This is a genomic window from Saccharothrix sp. 6-C (genome assembly GCF_016695385.1).
GTDB lineage: Bacteria > Actinomycetota > Actinomycetes > Mycobacteriales > Pseudonocardiaceae > Actinosynnema > Actinosynnema texasense.
The window spans coordinates 7,692,617-7,709,678 of record NZ_CP064192.1 but is presented as its reverse complement, the minus strand read 5'-3'; the positions used below and the strand labels follow the sequence as shown (position 1 = coordinate 7,709,678).

Sequence of the window (17,062 nt, the reverse complement as noted above, 5' to 3'; positions counted from 1 at the left end):
GCCCGAGGACTGAAGCCACAACATTCGGGAAGGCACATGACCCGCACGCCCGTGAACGTCACCGTCACCGGTGCGGCCGGCCAGATCGGCTACGCACTGCTGTTCCGCATCGCCTCCGGCCACCTCCTGGGCCCCGACGTCCCCGTCCGCCTTCGCCTGCTGGAGATCCCGCAGGCCGTCAAGGCCGCCGAGGGCACCGCGATGGAGCTGGACGACTGCGCGTTCCCGCTGCTGTCCGGCATCGACATCACCGACGACGCCAAGACCGCGTTCGACGGCGTGAACGTGGCGCTGCTGGTCGGCGCCCGCCCGCGCACGAAGGGCATGGAGCGCGGCGACCTGCTGGAGGCCAACGGCGGCATCTTCAAGCCGCAGGGCGAGGCGATCAACGCGGGCGCGGCGGACGACGTGCGCGTGCTGGTCGTCGGCAACCCGGCCAACACCAACGCCCTGATCGCCCAGCAGCACGCGCCCGACGTGCCCGCCGAGCGGTTCACCGCGATGACCCGCCTGGACCACAACCGGGCGCTGTCGCAGCTGGCGAAGAAGCTCGGGGTGTCGGTCACCGACATCAAGAAGCTCACCATCTGGGGCAACCACTCGGCCACCCAGTACCCGGACCTGTTCCACGCCGAGGTCAACGGCCAGGTCGCGGCCGAGGCCGTGAACGACCAGGCCTGGCTGGAGAACGAGTTCATCCCGACCGTCGCCAAGCGCGGCGCGGCGATCATCGAGGCGCGCGGCGCGTCCTCGGCGGCGTCGGCGGCCAACGCGGCCATCGACCACGTCCACGACTGGGTCAACGGCACGGCCGAGGGCGACTGGGTGTCGATGGCGATCCCGTCGGACGGCTCCTACGGCGTGCCGGAGGGCCTGATCTCGTCGTTCCCCGTCACGGTGACCGACGGCGAGTACTCGATCGTGCAGGGCCTGGAGATCGACGACTTCTCCCGCGCCCGCATCGACGCCTCCATGGCCGAGCTGGTCGAGGAGCGCGACGCGGTGAAGGCCCTCGGCCTGATCTGAGTCGAACCGCACGAGAGGGCCGCCGCCGGTGGCCCTCTCGTGGCATGTTCGGTGCATGACCCAGTGGCCCGTGCCCCTCCCGAACCTGCCCGCCGACGTGCACCCCGCGCTCGCCGCCACCGCCATCGCCGCCTCGGCCGCCTACGACGGCGCACGCCGCGAGTTCACCCGCGGGCAGCTGCGCGAGGAGGTCGCCGACGGCGCGGACGGCACGCCCACGATGCGGGTGGACGCGATCGTGGAGGCCGCGATCGCCGAAGCGGCCGCCGAGGCGGGCGCGAACCTGCTGTCCGAGGAGGCCGGGTTCATCGACAACGGCTCGGCCGCCACCCTCGTGGTCGACCCGGTGGACGGTTCCGCGAACGCCGCCATGGGCGTGCCGCTGTCCTGCTTCGCGGGCGCCCTGGTGATCGACGACCAGCCGGTCGAGGCGCTCACCGTCTGGTTCGACACCGGCCGCGCCTGGTCGGCGCACGCGGGCAGGCCCGCGCCCTACCGCACCACCGGCCGCACGGCCCTCAAGGGCGCCTCGATGTGCATGATGCGGCCCAAGCGCGGGAGCGAGGACGCCTGGATGCGCGTGGCGAACCAGGCGGAGCGCATCCGCATCCTCGCCACCACGTGCCTGGAAGCGGTCCTGGTCGCCGAGGGCGCGGTGGACGCGTTCGCCGACCCGGGTTCGGACACCCACCGCCTGATGGACCTGATCGCCGCCCTCGTCACGGTGCCCGCCGCCGGGGGAGCGCTGCTCGACCTGCGCGGCCGGCCGCTGACCTTCGACCTCGACCTGTCCCGCCGCTGGTCGGGCATCGCCGCCGCCACGCCCGCCCTCGCCGACGAGCTGATCACCACCATCCTGGGCTGAAACCGTTCCCAGGTTGCCGTTCCGCTCATCCCCGGTACCAGCGGGCGGTCTCCTCGATCGCCTGCTCGTGCGGCGTCACCGGCCACGGCCCGAACGTGGCCTCGAAGGCGGAGTGGTCCACCACCCACGGCGCGGTCCGCTGGTGGTCCATCTCGCCCGAGCCGCGCAACCGCCGGTCGAACAGCGACCCCACCTTGACGCCCCACGCGGGCAGCCGCACCGGTGTGCGCGCGTTCCCGAGGACCTTCCCGGTCAACGCCACGAACTCCCGCACGGTCAGCGTCTCCGCCGCCGGCGCGTGCCAGACCTTCCCGTCCGCCCGCTCGTCGTCGCCGAGCGCGATCTGCGCCCGCGCGGTGTCGCGCAGGTAGGCGAAGGTGTGCGGCACGTCCAACGGCCAGAACCACATCGCGGCCTTGCCCGCCGCCATCGGCTTGATCAGCAGCTCGCCGGGCAGCGACCCCGTGCCACCAGGCCCGTAGTAGTCCGACGACCGGCCGGTCGCCACCGGCACGGCCGCCGCCCGCAAGCGCTTGCCCAGCTCGCTGCGCAGCTTCTCCTTCGGGCCCGCGGGCCGTTCCGGCGTGTCCTCCGCCACCGCGCCGGACACCGGCCCGTACGCGTAGAGGTTGTCCGCGTAGACGATCTTCGCCCCCACGGCCTCCGCCGCGGCGACGGTGTTCTCCACCATCGTCGGCAGCAGGTCGAGCCAGTTCGGGTACGGCACGTTCGCCGCGAGGTGGATCACCGACGCGCCCCGGACCGCCTCGATGGTCGACCGCCGGTCCAGCACGTCGCCCCGCACGTCCTGCGCGCCGTCCGGAACTCCACCCGAACGCGTGACGGCCCGAACCTCCCGGCCGGCCGCCACCAACTGCCGGGCGATCTCCCGGCCGATGCCCCGACCCGCTCCCAGCACGACCGCGGTCATGACGCCCCCTCGTATCACTCTCTCACTGATGTTAGACGTTCTAACACAAGTTAGAGTGCCTGCGTCAAGGAGGGCAGCCGTGGTCAACGTCCGCCGGGAGCGGTACCGCGAGGAAACGAAGACCGAGGCCAAGCGCATCGCGCTGGAGCAGCTGGCCGAGCAGGGGATCGCCGGCATCTCGGTCAACGCCATCGCCAAGCGCATGGGCGTGACGGGACCGGCGCTCTACCGGTACTTCGCGGGGCGCGACGACCTGCTCAACGATCTGATCCGCGACGCGTGGCACGACCTCGCCGACACCGTCGAGGCGACGGTGACGGCCTCCGAGGGCGCTTCACCACCCGATCGGGTGCGTGCGTTCGCGGAGGGGTTCCGGTCGTGGGCCGTCACCCAACCGCACCGGTACCTGCTGCTGTTCGGCACGCCGCTGCCCGGCTACCACGCGCCGCAGGACACGGTCCTCGCCGCGCACCGCACCATGAGCGCGCTGCTCGTCGTCCTGCCGCGCGAGGGTTTCGCCACGGCCGGGCAGTCCACACTGGACGCCCAGCTCGCGGGCTGGGCGGGCGCGCGCGGCGAGGGCGACGTGCCCCCCGCCGTGCTGCTCACCGCCGTGCGTGCGTTCACCAGGCTGCACGGCGTGCTCAGCCTGGAGGTCTCCGGCCAGTTCGGGCCGATGGGGATCGACCCGGCGCTGCTCTACCGCGCCGAGGTCGAGTCCTTGATCCTGGGTGACTCGGGGGTCCGGGGCTCGACCAGGCTGTCGGGGCCGGGGTAGACCAGCCCTTCGTGGCCGTCGGAGAAGCGGACCCGATACGGGGGCGCACCTTCCCGGCCGCGCACTTCGAGGATCTCGCCGACCGTCTCGTCGAGACCAACCGCGCGGCTGTGGATGTGCAACCGGTCGCCTACTGTCGCGTGCATCTGCAACACCTCCGGTGCGTCACAGCGTAGGACTGTTCCGAAGGTACCGACAGCCTGACGTTTCCGCTCAGGCGCAGGCGCTGGACAGCTTCGCCACCCGGTCCAGCTTCTGCTGCGACCAGGTCGCGATGTTGGCCGGGTTCAGGTCTTCCAGGGTCACCTTGCCCATGGTGTCGGAGACGCCGGTGATGGCGTCCTGGAGCGTGGTGTCACCGGCCTTCGCGGCGAGCGCGTTCAGCTCCTCGGCCTTCTGCTGGGTCTCCTCCAACGCCTTCTGCGGGTCGGTGGCGTCGGGCGTGAAACCGGCCAGCTTGAGCGCGTCGATGCACAGCTGCGCCTTGTCCGCGGCCGCGCCGACCTGGTTGGCGGTGTCCGAGGCCTGCTGCACGGCTTCACAGCCCGAGACCGCGGCGGCGAGTCCCATGGCCAGCAAGAGGGTGGCTACCGGACGACCTGCGCGCATGGGGTGCTCCAGTTCTGAGTTGACCGTTTCGTCCGACTCTACCGACGCGCGTACAGCCGACGCACCACGTCGTCGATTTCCGGCTCGACGACCACCAGGTCGTGCACCTCCGCCCGTGCGGCCACGGCCGAGATCAGTGCCGCCGCCGTGGTCTCGGCCCGGCGGAACGTGAGGTGGTGTCGCACACCGTTGAGCTCGACCCGGCTCGACGTCACGCCGGGCAGCCCGGCCAGCTCCGCACTCGGCTGCTCCAGGTCGACCACCAGCACCCGCTCCGGGGCGACCTCGGCGCGCAGCTCCTCCAACGCGCCGTCCGCCAGCACCGTGCCGCGGTCGATCACCACCAACCGGGGGCACAGCCGCTCGATGTCGTCCAGGTCGTGCGTGGTGAGCAGGAGGGTGGTGCCCCGCTGCGCGTTGAGGTCGGCCAGGAACTCCCGCAGCCGCTCCTTGGACTCCAGGTCCAGCCCGATCGTCGGCTCGTCCAGGACCAGCAGCTCCGGCCCGTGCAGGAGGGACGCCGTGACCTCGCCGCGCATCCGCTGCCCGAGCGACAACTGCCGAACCGGCGTGTCCAGGAACGGCCCGAGGTCCAACAGGTCGACGCACTCCCGCAACCGGCCGTCGTAGTCGCCCTTCGGCACCCGGTAGATCGCCCGCAGCAACTCGAAGCTGTCCCGCAGCGGCAGGTCCCACCAGAGCTGGCTGCGCTGGCCGAACACCACGCCGATCCGCCGCGCCAGCTCCCGCCTGCCCCGCGAGGGCTCCACCCCGCACACCCGCACGTGCCCGGACGTGGGGACCAGGATGCCGGTCAGCACCTTGATGGTGGTGGACTTGCCCGCCCCGTTGGGGCCGACGTACCCGACGGCCTCGCCCGCCGCCACGTCGAACCCGACCGCGTCGACGGCCCGCACCACCCGCTTCTCCCGCCGGAACCGGCCGACCTTGGTCGACACCGTGAACTCGCGACGCAGGTCGCGCACTTCGATCATGACCCAGTCCCTCGGTAGTGCCGAACGGCCGTCCGCCACACCAGACCGGCCACGACCGCCGCCGCGAGCGCGACCAGCGGGGAGATCCACCCCAGGAACGCCGGCCCGCCCAGCGGGTCGGGCCGGCCCAGCAGCGCGAGGCCGGGGTAGTAGGCGACGAACGCGCCGGGGATGACGAACGCGAAGAACCGCCGCAGCCACGGCCCGTAGACCGTGGCGGGGTAGGAGGTGAACGCGTTGCTGCCGTACGTGACCGTGTTGGCCAGCTCCTGGCCGTCCACGATCCAGAAGCACAGGGCGTTGGCCGCCACCCAGATGGACGAGAAGATCACCGCGCCGCTGAGCGGCGCCAGGACGACCAGGCCGGCGGTCCACACCGACCACGCGATGTCGTTGTGGCTCAGGGCGTAGACCAGCGCGCCGACGCCGGCGACGATGCGCCCGACCTTCCGCAGGTGCAGGTCGGAGGCCATCATCTGCGCCAACGTGCTCAAGGGGCGCAGCAGCAGCACGTCGAACGTCCCGGTGCGGATGCAGGTGGGCAGCTCGTCCAACTGCCCGGCCACCATGTCGGCGATGCCGAACGCGGTGCCCGCGATGGCGTACACCAGCACGACTTCCGAGACCGAGAACCCGCCCAACGCGCTCACCCGGTCGAACAGCACCAGGATGATCACCAACTCGGCGAGCTGGTTGACGGCCTGCGCGAGGCACTGCAGGAGGAACGACGCGCGATAGGACATCTGCCCGCGCAGCCGCGCGCCGACCAGCTTCGCGTACACGCCCTCAACCACCTTGGACCACCACCTTCCGCACCGCCCGGTTCAGCGCCAGGTGGCCCGCGGCCAGCACGGCGACCGCCCAGAACGCCTGCCCGGCGAGGAAAGGCCACGGCGAGCCGCGTTCGAGGAAGATGTCGATCGGCGCCTGCAACATGGCCGCGAACGGCGTCGACCACACGATCGGCAGCGCCCACCCGGGGAAGAACGCGAGCGGCACCGCCAGTCCGCAGAACAACCAGGTGAAGGCCGTGTAGAGAGCTTGGACGCCGCGGTTGTCCAAGAGCCAGAACGTGGTCGCGTTCAGCAGGAACCGCATGCCGAAGCTGACGGTCAGCGCCAGCGCCACGCTGACCGCGAACACCGGGGCCGTGCCGATCGAAGGCCACCGGAACGGGAAGAACAACGCGCCGAACGCCACCGGCGGCGCGAGCCGGACCAGCACGGCATAACCCGCCCGGCCGACGTCCTCGGCGAACAACGCGAACTGCAGGTGCCACGGGCGGTACAGGTCGACCACCACGTCACCGCTGCGCACCCGATCGGCGAGGCGCTGGTCGCCCCAGAGGACGACGACGGCCATCAACCCCTGGCCGAGCCAGACATAAGTAGTGGTGGCGGCGATGTCGTAGCCGGCGATGGGGCCCTGCCCGACGGCTGCGACCAGCACCGCCATTCTGAGCAGCCCGAACGCCACGTTCGTCGCCATTCCGGCGACCATCGCCTGTCGGTAGGTGGAGTACCTGCGGAATCCTGCCAGCGCCAAAAAGGCGTAAGCGCGCACGTCTGTTCACCCTAGGAACCGGTGCAACCCGATTACCGCCGAGCACGGTTCTAGACCCGAGTCCGCACCCACCCGGAAAGCCGTTCCCGCACCTCTTCGTCCCGCACCCGCGGCACCACCGGCTCGACCGCCCGCGCGACCGACTTCTCGTAGCGTCCGGACAGCCCGCCCTCCGCCATCACGTCCTCCGCCAGCGCATCCGGGTCCGCCGCCCACGCGCCCAACGACCGCGTCACCCGTGCCCGCAACGCGAACCGGTCCGCGACCGCGCGGGCCCGCCGCACCCCGCTCCGCTCGCCGCCGTGCGAGGCGGCCAACGCCACCGCCGCCCACGCCAACCGGTTCGCCGGGGTCCGGTCCTCGTCGTACACCCGCCCCTGGGCGAGCACCCGGACCCACTCCCAGTCGTTGGCGTCACCCGCCGCCGCGTCACTCATCGCCGCGCCGCCAGCACACCGTCGAGCAGTCCTGGGAACAGCGCATCCAAGTCCTCCCGGCGCAACGAGCTGATCCGCGACGTCCCCTGCGGCCGGACGTGCACCACGCCCGCCTCCCGCAACGTCCGCACGTGGTGGGTGAGCGTCGACGCCGTCACCCCCAACGGCAGCACCCCGCACGACAGGCCCTCCGCGTGCGCCGCCAACGCGCGCACGATCTGGAGCCGCACCGGGTCGGCCAGCGCGTGCAGCACCGACGCTATCCGGATGTCGTCCCGCTCGGGGTGGGCCAGCGAGGTGGTCATATCGCCCATACTACGATATCAATCGAACTTAGATCGACGTCGTAGTACGATCCCGATCGTAACATCACTCGACCGGGGGAGCACGCATGTCGGCCCGCACCTACCTCCTCGCCGCCGGGGCGTTCGCCATCGGCACGAGCGGGTACATCGTCTCCGGCGTGCTGCCTGCCGTGAGCGAGGAACTGCACGTCTCGCACGCCACGGCAGGGCAGCTGCTCACCGCGTTCGCCATCGCCTACGCGATCTCGTCGCCCGTCCTCGCCGCCCTCACCGGCCGGTGGGAACGCCGCACGCTCCTCGTCGTCGCCCTCGGGGTCGCCGCGGTCGGCAACCTCCTCGCCGCGCTCGCCCCGAACTACCCGCTGCTCCTGGTCGCCCGCGTCATCAGCGCCCTGGGCGCGGCCGTCTACACACCCGCCGCGACCCTCGTCGCCACCGTCCTGAGCCCGCCGGACCGCCGCGGCCGAGCCGTCGCGCTGGTCTTCGGCGGCCTGACCTTCTCGCTGGTCCTCGGCGTGCCCGCGGGCAACCTGCTCGGCGGCCCCCTCGGCTACCAGGGCGTGTTCGCGCTGATCGCGGCCGTCTCGGTGCTCGCCGCGATCGCCGTGCGCCTCTGGCTGCCCCGCGTCGACGCGCCGCCCGCCGTCGGCCTGCGGCAGCGCTTCGCACCCGCCGCCGACCGCCGCGTGCTGATGGTCCTCGGCCTGACCGTGCTCGCGTGCCTGGCCGTGTTCAGCGTCTTCAACTACATCGCGCCGCTGCTGGCCGAGACCGCGCACGTCGAAGGCGCCGCAGTCGGCCTCCTGCTCGTCGCCTACGGCCTGGGCTCCGTGCTCGGCAACTGGGCCGCCGGCCGGCTCACGGACCGCTTCGACACCCGCAAGCTGCTCGTGGTGCTCTTCAGCTGCTTCACCGCCGTGCTGGCGACGTTGCCGCTCACCATGGCGACCCCCGTGTCGGCCGCCGTCGCCCTCTTCGCCTGGGGCGCGCTCACCTGGTCGGCGAACCCGCCCATCCAGAGCTGGCTCATCGAGCTCGCGCCCGCCAACAGCGGTCTGCTGCTGTCGCTCAACGCCTCCGCGATCTACCTCGGCGTGGGCCTGTCCGGCGTGCTCGGCGGCCTGGTGATCAGCTGGGTGGGCCTCGTCCCGCTGGCCCCGATCGCCGCGCTCCTCGCCCTGGCGGCCCTGGTGGTGCTGATCTTCGCGCTCAAGCCGGCTCAGGACCCGAACGCGCTGGTGGTGACCTCGCCCGCCCCCGGCTCGCTCGCCAGGCAGTGGAAGTAGTTGCGGTCGCCGTCCGCGAACGCCACGGCGGTGATCCGCCACGTCGACGTGTCCACGGTCGGGCGGGTGTTGGCCTTCATGGCCTCGGCCGTGCACACGTCGGCGACCTCCGTGGCCTTCACCAGCTCGTCGCTGCCCACCTTGGGGATCGCGCCGGACAGCCAGCCCCCGGCGAACGCCTCCCAGAAGTGCTCGACCGAGCAGTCGCCGGCCCGTCGCGCCGTGGCCGGTTCCCCGCCCACGTTGTTGATGCCGTGGTAGCAGGTGGGTTCGGCGACGCAGTAGCCCGTCCCGCACTGCGCCAGCCGGGGCGGCGCCACCGCGTTGTCCGACGCGGAGGTGGACGAGGTGGACGACGACGTGCCGGCGGACGAAGGGGCCTGGTTGCGCGTCGCCCACCACCAGGTGCCGAGCGCGACGACGGTGGCCAGCACCGATGCGCCGACCACCAGGCCCCACGGCTTCTTGGTGGGCGGGCGGACGTAACTCGACCCCGCCGCCGGCGGGAAGACCGGCGCCGGCCCCGCCACCTGTTGCGGGGTGCGGTACGGCGATCCCGTCGCCGGTTGCGGGGTCCGGTACGGCGACCCCGTGGACGGTTGCGGAGCCCAGGGCGACCCGGCCACCGGCCGCGGAGCTCGGGGCCCGCTCGTCGACGGCTCCGCCCCGGCCCGGCTCAACTCGTCGCGCAACTGAGCCGCCGTTGCCGTGCGACGACCGACCTCCGGCTCCAACGCCCGCACCAGCGCCTCGTGCAGCCCTTGCGGGACCCCGGGCACCCACGGCACGGGTGACCGCAGCACCTGCCCCAGGTGGTCGAACGACTCGACGGGCCACGGCACCGGCCGGGGCGGTTTGCCCGCCAGCAGGTCGTACAACGTCGCCGCCAACGAGTACACGTCCGCCGCCGGCGTCGGCTGGGCCATCGCGAACGCCTCCGGCGGCGCGTAGCTGGGGCTCAGCGCGTCCCGGGTGACCGTGCTGGAACCTTCGGCGTCCAGCAGCGCCGCCAGGCCGAAATCGGCGAGCTTCACCGTGCCGTAGCGGTCCAGCAGGATGTTGCCCGGCTTGATGTCGCGGTGCAGCACGCCTTCCGCGTGGGCCGCGGCCAACGCGTCCGCGAGCTGCACGCCCAACTCGCGCACCCGTGCCGCGGGCAACGGTCCGTCGCGCTGCACCACGTCGGCCAGCGACCCGCCCGTGCACAGCTCCATGACCAGGTAGGGCGTGCCCTGCGGGGTGAAGTTCGCGTCGTGCACCGACACCACGTGCGGGTGGCCGGACAGCCGGGCCGCCGCGTGCGCCTCGCGCAGGAACCGCCGCCGGTCCCGTTCGGTCTGCAGCACCCGGTTGTCGATCTTCACCGCGACCTCGCGGTTCAGCTGGACCTGGCGGGCGCGGTAGACGGTGGCGAAACCACCCTGGCCCAGCGGCGTGAGATCGGTCAGACCAGGCAACTCCACGCCGGGACTCTAGCCCTTCGCCGCCGCCTTACCCGCCGCTTTCCCCTTCGCCGGGGCCTTGGCGGGCGCCTTCGCCACCGCCTTGCCCTTGGCCGCCGCCGTCACCGCCGCCGTCGCCCCGGTCTTCGTCCCGGCCTTCACCTCGGTCTTCGCTCCGACCGTCGCTCCGGTCTTCGCTCCGGCCTTCGCTTCCACCGGGCCGCCGGCCTTGCCTTCCGCCTTCGCCGCCTTCTTGAACGCCCGCACCTCGGCCAACGTCTCGGCGCTGGTCACGTCGGCGATGGACCGCCGCGAGCCCTCCTCGCCGTACGCCCCGGCCGCCTCCCGCCACCCGTCCGGCGTCACCCCGCGCTGCTTGCCGAGGAGCGCGACGAAGATCCGCGCCTTCTGGTCGCCGAACCCGGGCAGCTCCTTCACCCGGCGCAGCACCTCCCGGCCGTCCGGCTTGCCGGCCTTCCAGATGTTCGCCGCCTTGCCCTTGTAGTGCTCGATCACGTGCAGCGCGAGCGCGTGGACCCGACGTGCCATCGACGCGCCGTACCGGTGGATCGCGGGCGGCTGCACGCACAGCTCCACGAACGCCTCCACGTCGGTCTCGGCGATCTTGGTGATGCTGAACCCGTCCATCCGGTCCGCGATCTTGCGCGGTCCGGCGAAGGCGTGCTCCATCGGGAACTGCTGGTCCAGCAACAGGCCCACCAGCAAGGCGAACGGGTCGTCGCTCAACAGCTTGTCGGCGGCCGGGTCACCGGTCAGGCGCAGCTTCTTCGGCATGCGCGCCATCCTCCCACCACACCCCGCGACCTCACTTGGCGAACTCGGGGATCAGGTCGCCGACCAGGCGCAGGCTCTGCATGACGTCCTCGTGCTTGAGGCTGCCGACCTGGTGGAAGGCCATCAGCCGGTCGATGCCCATGTCCGCGTAGACGCGCAGCTTCTTGCGGCACGTTTCGGGGCTGCCCACGATCAGCGAGTCCTGCTCGTTGAGCGCCTCGAAGATCTCCTCCGGCTCCACGTCGTCGCCTTGCAGCACTCGGCCGATGACGACCTGGGCGCGGTTCGGGCCGGTGGCGACGGCGGCTTCGGCGCGCAGGAAGTCGCCGGTCAGGCCGCCGCCGGTGGGGTCGTTCAGCAGCGCTTCCTGCCGCCGGACGGTGTCAACGAACGCGTCCGCCGCCTCGAAGAACGTCAGCGCCTTGACGGTGTACCAGGCCGCCGCGGCGATGGCGCCGTTGCGGATCGCCTGCTCGTCGGTCTCGGCGCAGTGCACGAAGGTGAAGAACGCGACCTGGTTGTTGACGTACGAGCCGACCGGTGACGTGCACGCCTCGGCCGCCGCCCGGTACAGGCCCACCATCCGGCGCACCCGCTCGACGGACTCCCAGATGGTGGTGCCGAGCACCCCGACGCCTCGCCGCCCGGCCTCCTCGAACGACGCCGGGCTGGCCGCGGCCTGCCACAGCGGCGGGTGGGGTTGTTGCAGCGGCTTGGGCACGATCGGCACGTCGCGGATCTCGAAGTCCTCGCTGGAGTGCGAGAAGCGCTCCGACGTCCACATCCGCGGGATCATCTCGAACGCCTGCTGAGTCTGCCGCCGCACGTCCGCCGGGTCGACGCCGAACAGCCGCCACTCCGGCGCGGTGGACCTGGTCAGCCCGAACTCCAGCCGCCCGCCGCTGAGGTGGTCGAGCATCGCGGCACGTTCGGCTGCCCTGATCGGGTGGTTGAACCGCGCGGGCGCGAGCACCGCGGCGTGACCCAGCCTGATCCTCGTCGTCTGCTGCGAGATCGCGGCCAGCATCAGCTCCGGCGCGGACGACAGGCTGAACTCGTCGGCCCCGTGGTGCTCGACCTGCCACCAGCAGCCGTAGCCGAGCTCGTCGGCGAGCCTCGCCTGCGCCAACGCCTCCGTGATGCGCGCGTGCTGGTGGCCCTCCTGCCACGGGCGGGGGTCCTGGATCTCGTTGAAGACGTCGATCTGCACAGCCGGCTCCTCCCGTGGGCTCGCCGAAACGTAGCCCGCCGGCGCCCGCCGGGACATGCGCCATTCGGTTGACTGCTTAACCGGTTAATCGCTACCGTCCACCCAACCCGCCGCCACGCTCAGAAGGCCGCCACCCTTCGAGAGGCAGGACGCAGTGCGAACAGCGATGACGCTGGCAGCCCTACTTCTGATGACCCTCGCCCCACCCGCCGCCACCGCCGCGGCCGCACCGCCGCCGACCCCCGTGGTCGACTACCTGAAGCGGATCACCGGCAGCCGCACGGTGACCGGGATGCACAACAAGGAACCCAACTCCGACCCCGCCCGCCACACCGCCAAGGTCCACGCGATCACCGGCGCCTACCCCGGTCTGTGGGGAGGTGACTTCCTCTTCGCGCAGGACGACGTCACCCACCGCCAGACCATGGTCGACCAGGCGCTGACCGAGTGGCGCAACGGCTCGCTCGTCACGTTGACCTGGCACGTCTGCCCGCCCACCCGACCCGCCGCCTGCGGCTGGGACGCGGGCGTGAACGACGACCTCACCGACGCGCAGTGGGCGCAGCTGGTCACCGACGGCACCGCCCTCAACAACGCCTGGAAGTCGCGCCTCGACGAGGTCGTGCCGTTCCTGCGCCGACTCCTCGACGCGGGCGTGCAGCCGCTGTTCCGGCCGCTGCACGAGATGAACGACGGCTGGTCCTGGTGGGGCGGGCGACCCGGCGCGAACGGCAGCCGCCGCCTCTACCAGCTCACCCACGACCACCTGGTCCGGACCCGCGGCCTGACCGGCCTGGCGTGGGTCTGGAACGTCAAGGACCTGGACCCGGCCGGCATCGCCGACTACTACCCGGGCCCGGCGTACGCGGACGTCGTGTCGCTCGACGCGTGGAACAGCTTCTGGCCCGCCGCCACCTACTACGACACGCTCAGGTCGCTGGCCCAGGGCAAGCCGCTGGCGCTGGCCGAGGTCGGCAAGGTCCCGTCGCCCGCCGAGCTGGCGTCGCAACCCGACTGGTCGTACTTCATGGCGTGGCCGGAGTTCTTCGACGACAAGAAGCTCAACCCCGACAGCGCCGTCCGCGCCACCTACGCCTCACCGCGCGCGGTCAACCAGGGGCAGCTCACCGGCGGCGGCGGCAACCTCGCCCTCGGCCGCCCGTCGTGGTCGACCACCACCGAGAGCGCCGCCCACCCGTCGGCCCACGCGTTCGACGGCGACCCGGCCACCCGGTGGAGCAGCGCGTTCACCGACCAGCACTCGCTGTGGGTCGACCTCGGCTCGACGCGACCGGTCCGCCGCGTCCGGCTCGACTGGGAGGCCGCGCACGCCCGCCAGTACCAGCTCCAGGTCTCGTCCGACGGCACGACCTGGACCACCGTGCACGAGGACTACGCCGCCGACGGCGGCACGGACGAGATCGTGCTCGACACGAGCGCGCGCTACGTGAAGCTGTACGCGTTCCAACGCGCCACCCCGTACGGCTACTCGCTGTGGGAGATGGGCGTGTTCAGCTAGCGGTCCGCACGATCGGCACGACCTGGCCGACCAGCAGGCGCAACGCCTCCCGGTCCACCGTGGCCGGGTCCTCGGCCAGCCAGTCGCCGATCTCCTCGACGAACTGGGCGGGCGTCATCGGCGGCACGATGGCGTCCGCCGGTTCCTCGGTGGTCACCACGCCCTCGCGGCTCGGGTACACCAGCAGCGCGGTCCGGATGTCCAGCCACGGCAGCAGTTTCCGGTACACCGCGAGGCTGCGCGGCATCCGCATGCCGCCGCCCCGGAACGGGTGGCCGTTGCGCCACACGGAACCGTCGTCCTCGGCCTCGTAGTGCCCGGGCAGCCACGACTTCGACTCGATCAGCACCAGCTTGCGCCCGCACAGCACGGCGTGGTCGACGTCCGCGAACACCGAGCCGGGCCAGGCGAGGCCGTGGAAGATCCGCGCGCCGGGCAGCCGGGTCAGGTACTGGTTGAGCAGCTCGGCGGTGAGCCGCTCGCAGACCCGGTCGTCCGTGGTCCCGTGCACCACGCCGGTGTCGTGGTCCAGCGTGAACGACCGGTCGGCCCGGATCGCCGCCAGGTACCGCCGCACCAGCCGGAACGCCGCGGTCGCCGCGGCGGCCACCACCAGCAGCCAGACGCCGAGCGCCAGCGGCGAGAAGTCGACGACCACCACGGGCAGCAGCAGGAAGAACCAGCCGCACATGGCCGCCAGCGCGGGCGCGTGCCCCGGACCGGCGGCCGGCACGTACCGGACCCGCTGGGCCACGTCGACGAGGTGCCACCACGCGACGCCGCCGAGGTCCACCACGGGCTTCGGAGGTACGAAGTCGGGGTCGTCGCCGAAGTTGCGCAACCGGCCGGTCCGACCGGAGCGCGGCGGGCGGGTCGGCGAGGTCGGCCGTGCGCCCGGACGGGTGAACGACCAGCCGCGGTCGTAGTCCCGCCGGCGAGCCGGGTCGCGCAGGGTGTCATATGCCTCTTGCAGCATGCGGAAGGTGCCGGAGGACCCGCCCGCGTCCGGGTGCATGACCTTGGCCAGGGAGCGGTAAGCGGACTTGATCTCCGCCTCGGACGCGTAGCGGCCGACCCCGAGGAGTTCGTAGTAGTCGACTCCGCGCACGAGGGCAGACCTTAGCGGCCCTGTCTCCGGGACCGTGGTCATGGTTAGTGTTGGACCGAGCCCGGTAGCGCAGTGGTTGTCGCGCCCTCCTGCTCGGAGGGAGGACGCCGGTTCGAATCCGGCCCGGCTCGGGACCATGTAGCGCAGTGGTTGACGCGCCCTCCCCCTGGGAGGGAGGACGCCGGTTCGAGTCCGGCCTGGTCCGCTCGGTGCGCGGGGTTCGAGTTGCCGGTGCCCGCCGGCCGGCGCACCCTTCGGCCATGGCGACTTGCGACGTCTGCGGCAACGACTACTGGATGGCCTTCGAGGTCCGCACGGTCGGCGGTGGCGTGCACACGTTCGACAGCTTCGAGTGCGCGATCCAACGCCTGGCGCCCCGCTGCGAGCACTGCGACTGCCGCATCCTGGGCCACGGCGTCGAGGTGCGCGGCCGGTTCTTCTGCTGCGCCCACTGCGCGCGCAGCGCGGACCGCCTCGGCGCCGAGATCAAGGACACCGTCGGCGCGCACCCCGGCTGACCACCGGCTTCAGCCGCAGTCCAGCACCAGCCTGCCGTTGACGAACGTCGGTTGCAGGTCGCCGCGCGCGTCCACGCTCTTCGTGCCGTGCGGCAGGACTTCCTCGATCGCGCTGAACGCGAGGATGTCCGAGACCCCGTACCGGCCGCGCAGCGCGCGCTGGCCGGGGAACCGCAGCGCCCGGCCCTCCCGCCGGTCGCGGTGGGCCAGCGCCGCCCGCAGCGCGCCCCGGGTCAGCTCCTCGGGTCCGGCGAGCGTCTGCAGCGAGCCGTTGTGCACCGCCACGCCGTAGCCGCGTTCGATCAGCGTCGACACGGTGTTCTCCGACGGCTCCTCGGTGAGCCGGAACGACATCGCGTGCCGTCCCCCCACCTCGTGGACGCACACCAGCTGGGCGTGGAACAGCAACGTCTCGTACAGCGACACGGCGACGGCGTCCGCGGTCGACCGGTCGTCATGACCGGCGTTGAGGCCGAGCCAGGTGGTCATCCGGCCGCCTCGACAACGTTGTCGTGCGTGGGGTGGGGCACGAAGTCCTCCTCGGCGCGATCGGCGCGGGACAGGATTTCGCTGGAGGCTAGTCCGTTCGGGTGATGAAGTGGTAGCCGCCGAATGGCCGGTATCTGAAACTCAGATGGGCAGCAGGTCGAAACTTTCGAGGAACGGGAGCGCGCCCGCCTGCTGGAGCGCGGCGGCGGACAGCCACACGCTCAGGATCGTGATCAGCGGGCCGACGATCGCCATCTCGACCGTGCCGCCGGTCTTCATCCGCATGATCTTCGGCGGCGCGACCGGGAACCACGTCTTGCCCATCAGCGGGATCGGCCACAGGATCGGGCAGCCCTGCTCGGTGATCGCGTCGCCGAGGTAGTGGGCGAAGCACCCGACCCCCACCGCGATGCCGCACGCCGCCGCGCTGGCCGGCGTCTGCGCCGTCCAGGCCACGCAGGCGACGGTGATGGCGGCCGAGACGCCCGTGATGAGCAGGGCGTCCTTCTGCGGGCACCAGTCGTTCATGATCCCGCGCACGGCCAGGCCGGCGAACACGAACATCAGCGCGGGCAGCGCCCACTTCTGCGACTGCTGCACCACGGCGGTCGTGCCGACGGCGGAGGCCAGCGCGAACGCCAGCGTGTGCGTCAGGCCTCGGTGCCCGCCGTCGCGGTTGGAGTCCTTGCGGGTGCGGGTGGTGCGGTAGACGAACGAGCTGATCGTGTTGATCAGGGCCGACGCGCCCGCGCTGACCGGCCCGAACGTGCGCGAGATGGTCGAGGACGGGTGGTCGAGGTCGGGCAGCAGGGCGGCGCCGGTGGCGAGCACCGCGCCGACCGCCCAGCTCTGCGGGGTGAGCTGGCCGATGGGGTGGTTCTCGGCTATCGCGGTCACCGCCGCCCAGGCCAGCAGACCGCTCATGGCGTGGGTCGGACCCGTCGACAACGCTGCCCCCTTGATCACTCGTACGGTTCGAGATTAGCCGGGTCCGGCCCCCGGGCGGGAGCATTCCGCGAACGCGTGTTCGAGTGTCGCCGGCCGCCGCCGCGGGTCGTCCCCGTGCGGCGGCCCGTCGGCCCGGCTGGTTGTATTGGCCGGGAGACCACACGTGCCACCGGCGGTCACGGCCTCGGCGCAGATGTGACGCCGTTCCCTTTTTCGCCCGGGTGGCCGCAAGCAACCC

Annotated in this window: 19 protein-coding genes, 2 tRNA genes and 1 pseudogene; 8 read left to right on the top strand and 14 right to left on the bottom strand. The window is 71.9% G+C overall.

The features are described 5' to 3' along the window. Positions 1-36 precede the first annotated feature (36 nt). Together IOD16_RS33160 and IOD16_RS33155 are read left to right on the top strand one after the other, a co-directional pair. The gene (locus tag IOD16_RS33160; protein ID WP_201437634.1) at positions 37-1,026 is read left to right on the top strand and encodes a malate dehydrogenase; all 990 of its coding nucleotides are present in this window, start codon (positions 37-39) and stop codon (positions 1,024-1,026) included. 55 nt (positions 1,027-1,081) lie between these two features. Then, positions 1,082-1,891: an inositol monophosphatase family protein gene (locus IOD16_RS33155; RefSeq protein WP_201437633.1), complete on the top strand. Its 810-nt coding sequence runs from the start codon at positions 1,082-1,084 to the stop codon at positions 1,889-1,891. Between the two features lie 25 nt (positions 1,892-1,916). Here IOD16_RS33155 and IOD16_RS33150 read toward each other — a convergent pair whose 3' ends face one another. Next, a complete protein-coding gene (locus IOD16_RS33150; RefSeq protein ID WP_201437632.1) occupies positions 1,917-2,822 on the bottom strand; it encodes an NAD-dependent epimerase/dehydratase family protein in 906 nt (301 codons plus the stop codon). 79 nt (positions 2,823-2,901) lie between these two features. On the opposite strand from IOD16_RS33150, the gene IOD16_RS33145 reads away from it, so the two are divergent. Next, entirely contained in the window at positions 2,902-3,600 is a 699-nt protein-coding gene (locus IOD16_RS33145) for a TetR/AcrR family transcriptional regulator (RefSeq protein WP_236594528.1), read from the top strand. On the opposite strand, the gene IOD16_RS33140 is transcribed toward IOD16_RS33145, so the two are convergent. The 7 genes from IOD16_RS33140 to IOD16_RS33110 all read right to left on the bottom strand — a co-directional run bounded on the left by IOD16_RS33140 (position 3,522) and on the right by IOD16_RS33110 (position 7,518). Then, positions 3,522-3,746 (bottom strand): DUF1918 domain-containing protein, encoded by a 225-nt coding sequence (locus IOD16_RS33140; RefSeq protein WP_123745377.1) that lies wholly within the window; start codon positions 3,744-3,746, stop codon positions 3,522-3,524. The genes IOD16_RS33145 and IOD16_RS33140 overlap by 79 nt on opposite strands. A 67-nt stretch (positions 3,747-3,813) precedes the next feature. After that, positions 3,814-4,209, bottom strand: a complete 396-nt coding sequence (locus tag IOD16_RS33135; RefSeq protein ID WP_201437630.1) for a bacteriophage spanin2 family protein — start codon at positions 4,207-4,209, stop codon at positions 3,814-3,816. Between the two features lie 38 nt (positions 4,210-4,247). Further along, the gene (locus tag IOD16_RS33130) at positions 4,248-5,204 is read right to left on the bottom strand and encodes an ABC transporter ATP-binding protein (protein ID WP_201437629.1); all 957 of its coding nucleotides are present in this window, start codon (positions 5,202-5,204) and stop codon (positions 4,248-4,250) included. After that, on the bottom strand, positions 5,201-5,998 hold the full coding sequence (locus tag IOD16_RS33125; protein ID WP_201437628.1) for an ABC transporter permease: 798 nt from the start codon (positions 5,996-5,998) through the stop codon (positions 5,201-5,203). The genes IOD16_RS33130 and IOD16_RS33125 overlap by 4 nt, the downstream gene beginning before the upstream one ends. After that, a complete protein-coding gene (locus IOD16_RS33120; protein ID WP_201437627.1) occupies positions 5,991-6,767 on the bottom strand; it encodes an ABC transporter permease in 777 nt (258 codons plus the stop codon). The genes IOD16_RS33125 and IOD16_RS33120 overlap by 8 nt, the downstream gene beginning before the upstream one ends. A 50-nt stretch (positions 6,768-6,817) precedes the next feature. Further along, a complete protein-coding gene (locus IOD16_RS33115) occupies positions 6,818-7,204 on the bottom strand; it encodes a hypothetical protein (protein ID WP_201437626.1) in 387 nt (128 codons plus the stop codon). Next, on the bottom strand, positions 7,201-7,518 hold the full coding sequence (locus IOD16_RS33110) for an ArsR/SmtB family transcription factor (RefSeq protein WP_442978071.1): 318 nt from the start codon (positions 7,516-7,518) through the stop codon (positions 7,201-7,203). The genes IOD16_RS33115 and IOD16_RS33110 overlap by 4 nt, the downstream gene beginning before the upstream one ends. A 77-nt stretch (positions 7,519-7,595) precedes the next feature. Between IOD16_RS33110 and IOD16_RS33105 the strand changes: the two genes are divergently transcribed. Further along, on the top strand, positions 7,596-8,795 hold the full coding sequence (locus tag IOD16_RS33105; RefSeq protein ID WP_201437624.1) for an MFS transporter: 1,200 nt from the start codon (positions 7,596-7,598) through the stop codon (positions 8,793-8,795). Here IOD16_RS33105 and IOD16_RS33100 read toward each other — a convergent pair. The 3 genes and pseudogenes from IOD16_RS33100 to IOD16_RS33090 all read right to left on the bottom strand — a co-directional run bounded on the left by IOD16_RS33100 (position 8,729) and on the right by IOD16_RS33090 (position 12,242). Next, positions 8,729-10,258 carry a serine/threonine-protein kinase gene (locus IOD16_RS33100; RefSeq protein ID WP_201437623.1) on the bottom strand — a complete coding sequence of 510 codons (1,530 nt, stop codon included), beginning with the start codon at positions 10,256-10,258 and terminating at the stop codon, positions 8,729-8,731. The two genes, IOD16_RS33105 and IOD16_RS33100, sit on opposite strands and share 67 nt — an antisense overlap. 204 nt (positions 10,259-10,462) lie before the next feature. Beyond that, a pseudogene (locus IOD16_RS33095) lies at positions 10,463-11,032 on the bottom strand (HhH-GPD-type base excision DNA repair protein); the annotation flags it as partial. A gap of 31 nt (positions 11,033-11,063) precedes the next feature. After that, positions 11,064-12,242: an LLM class flavin-dependent oxidoreductase gene (locus IOD16_RS33090; protein WP_123745387.1), complete on the bottom strand. Its 1,179-nt coding sequence runs from the start codon at positions 12,240-12,242 to the stop codon at positions 11,064-11,066. 190 nt (positions 12,243-12,432) lie between these two features. Between IOD16_RS33090 and IOD16_RS33085 the strand changes: the two genes are divergently transcribed. Further along, the gene (locus IOD16_RS33085) at positions 12,433-13,761 is read left to right on the top strand and encodes a glycosyl hydrolase (RefSeq protein WP_201437622.1); all 1,329 of its coding nucleotides are present in this window, start codon (positions 12,433-12,435) and stop codon (positions 13,759-13,761) included. On the opposite strand, the gene IOD16_RS33080 is transcribed toward IOD16_RS33085, so the two are convergent. Then, positions 13,754-14,869, bottom strand: a complete 1,116-nt coding sequence (locus IOD16_RS33080) for a J domain-containing protein (RefSeq protein WP_123745388.1) — start codon at positions 14,867-14,869, stop codon at positions 13,754-13,756. The genes IOD16_RS33085 and IOD16_RS33080 overlap by 8 nt on opposite strands. A 57-nt stretch (positions 14,870-14,926) precedes the next feature. Between IOD16_RS33080 and IOD16_RS33075 the strand changes: the two genes are divergently transcribed. The 3 genes from IOD16_RS33075 (at position 14,927) to IOD16_RS33065 (ending at position 15,387) form a co-directional block, all read left to right on the top strand. Continuing rightward, a tRNA-Ser gene (locus IOD16_RS33075) sits at positions 14,927-15,000 on the top strand. Next, a tRNA-Pro gene (locus IOD16_RS33070) sits at positions 15,001-15,074 on the top strand. A 55-nt stretch (positions 15,075-15,129) separates the two neighbouring features. After that, complete coding sequence (locus IOD16_RS33065; RefSeq protein WP_123745389.1) at positions 15,130-15,387, top strand: Prokaryotic metallothionein; 258 nt, start codon at positions 15,130-15,132, stop codon at positions 15,385-15,387. A 9-nt stretch (positions 15,388-15,396) separates the two neighbouring features. Here IOD16_RS33065 and IOD16_RS33060 read toward each other — a convergent pair whose 3' ends face one another. Together IOD16_RS33060 and IOD16_RS33055 are read right to left on the bottom strand one after the other, a co-directional pair. After that, entirely contained in the window at positions 15,397-15,876 is a 480-nt protein-coding gene (locus IOD16_RS33060; protein WP_201437621.1) for a hypothetical protein, read from the bottom strand. 141 nt (positions 15,877-16,017) lie between these two features. Further along, a complete protein-coding gene (locus IOD16_RS33055; RefSeq protein ID WP_201437620.1) occupies positions 16,018-16,824 on the bottom strand; it encodes a metal-dependent hydrolase in 807 nt (268 codons plus the stop codon). Between the last annotated feature and the right edge of the window lie 238 nt (positions 16,825-17,062).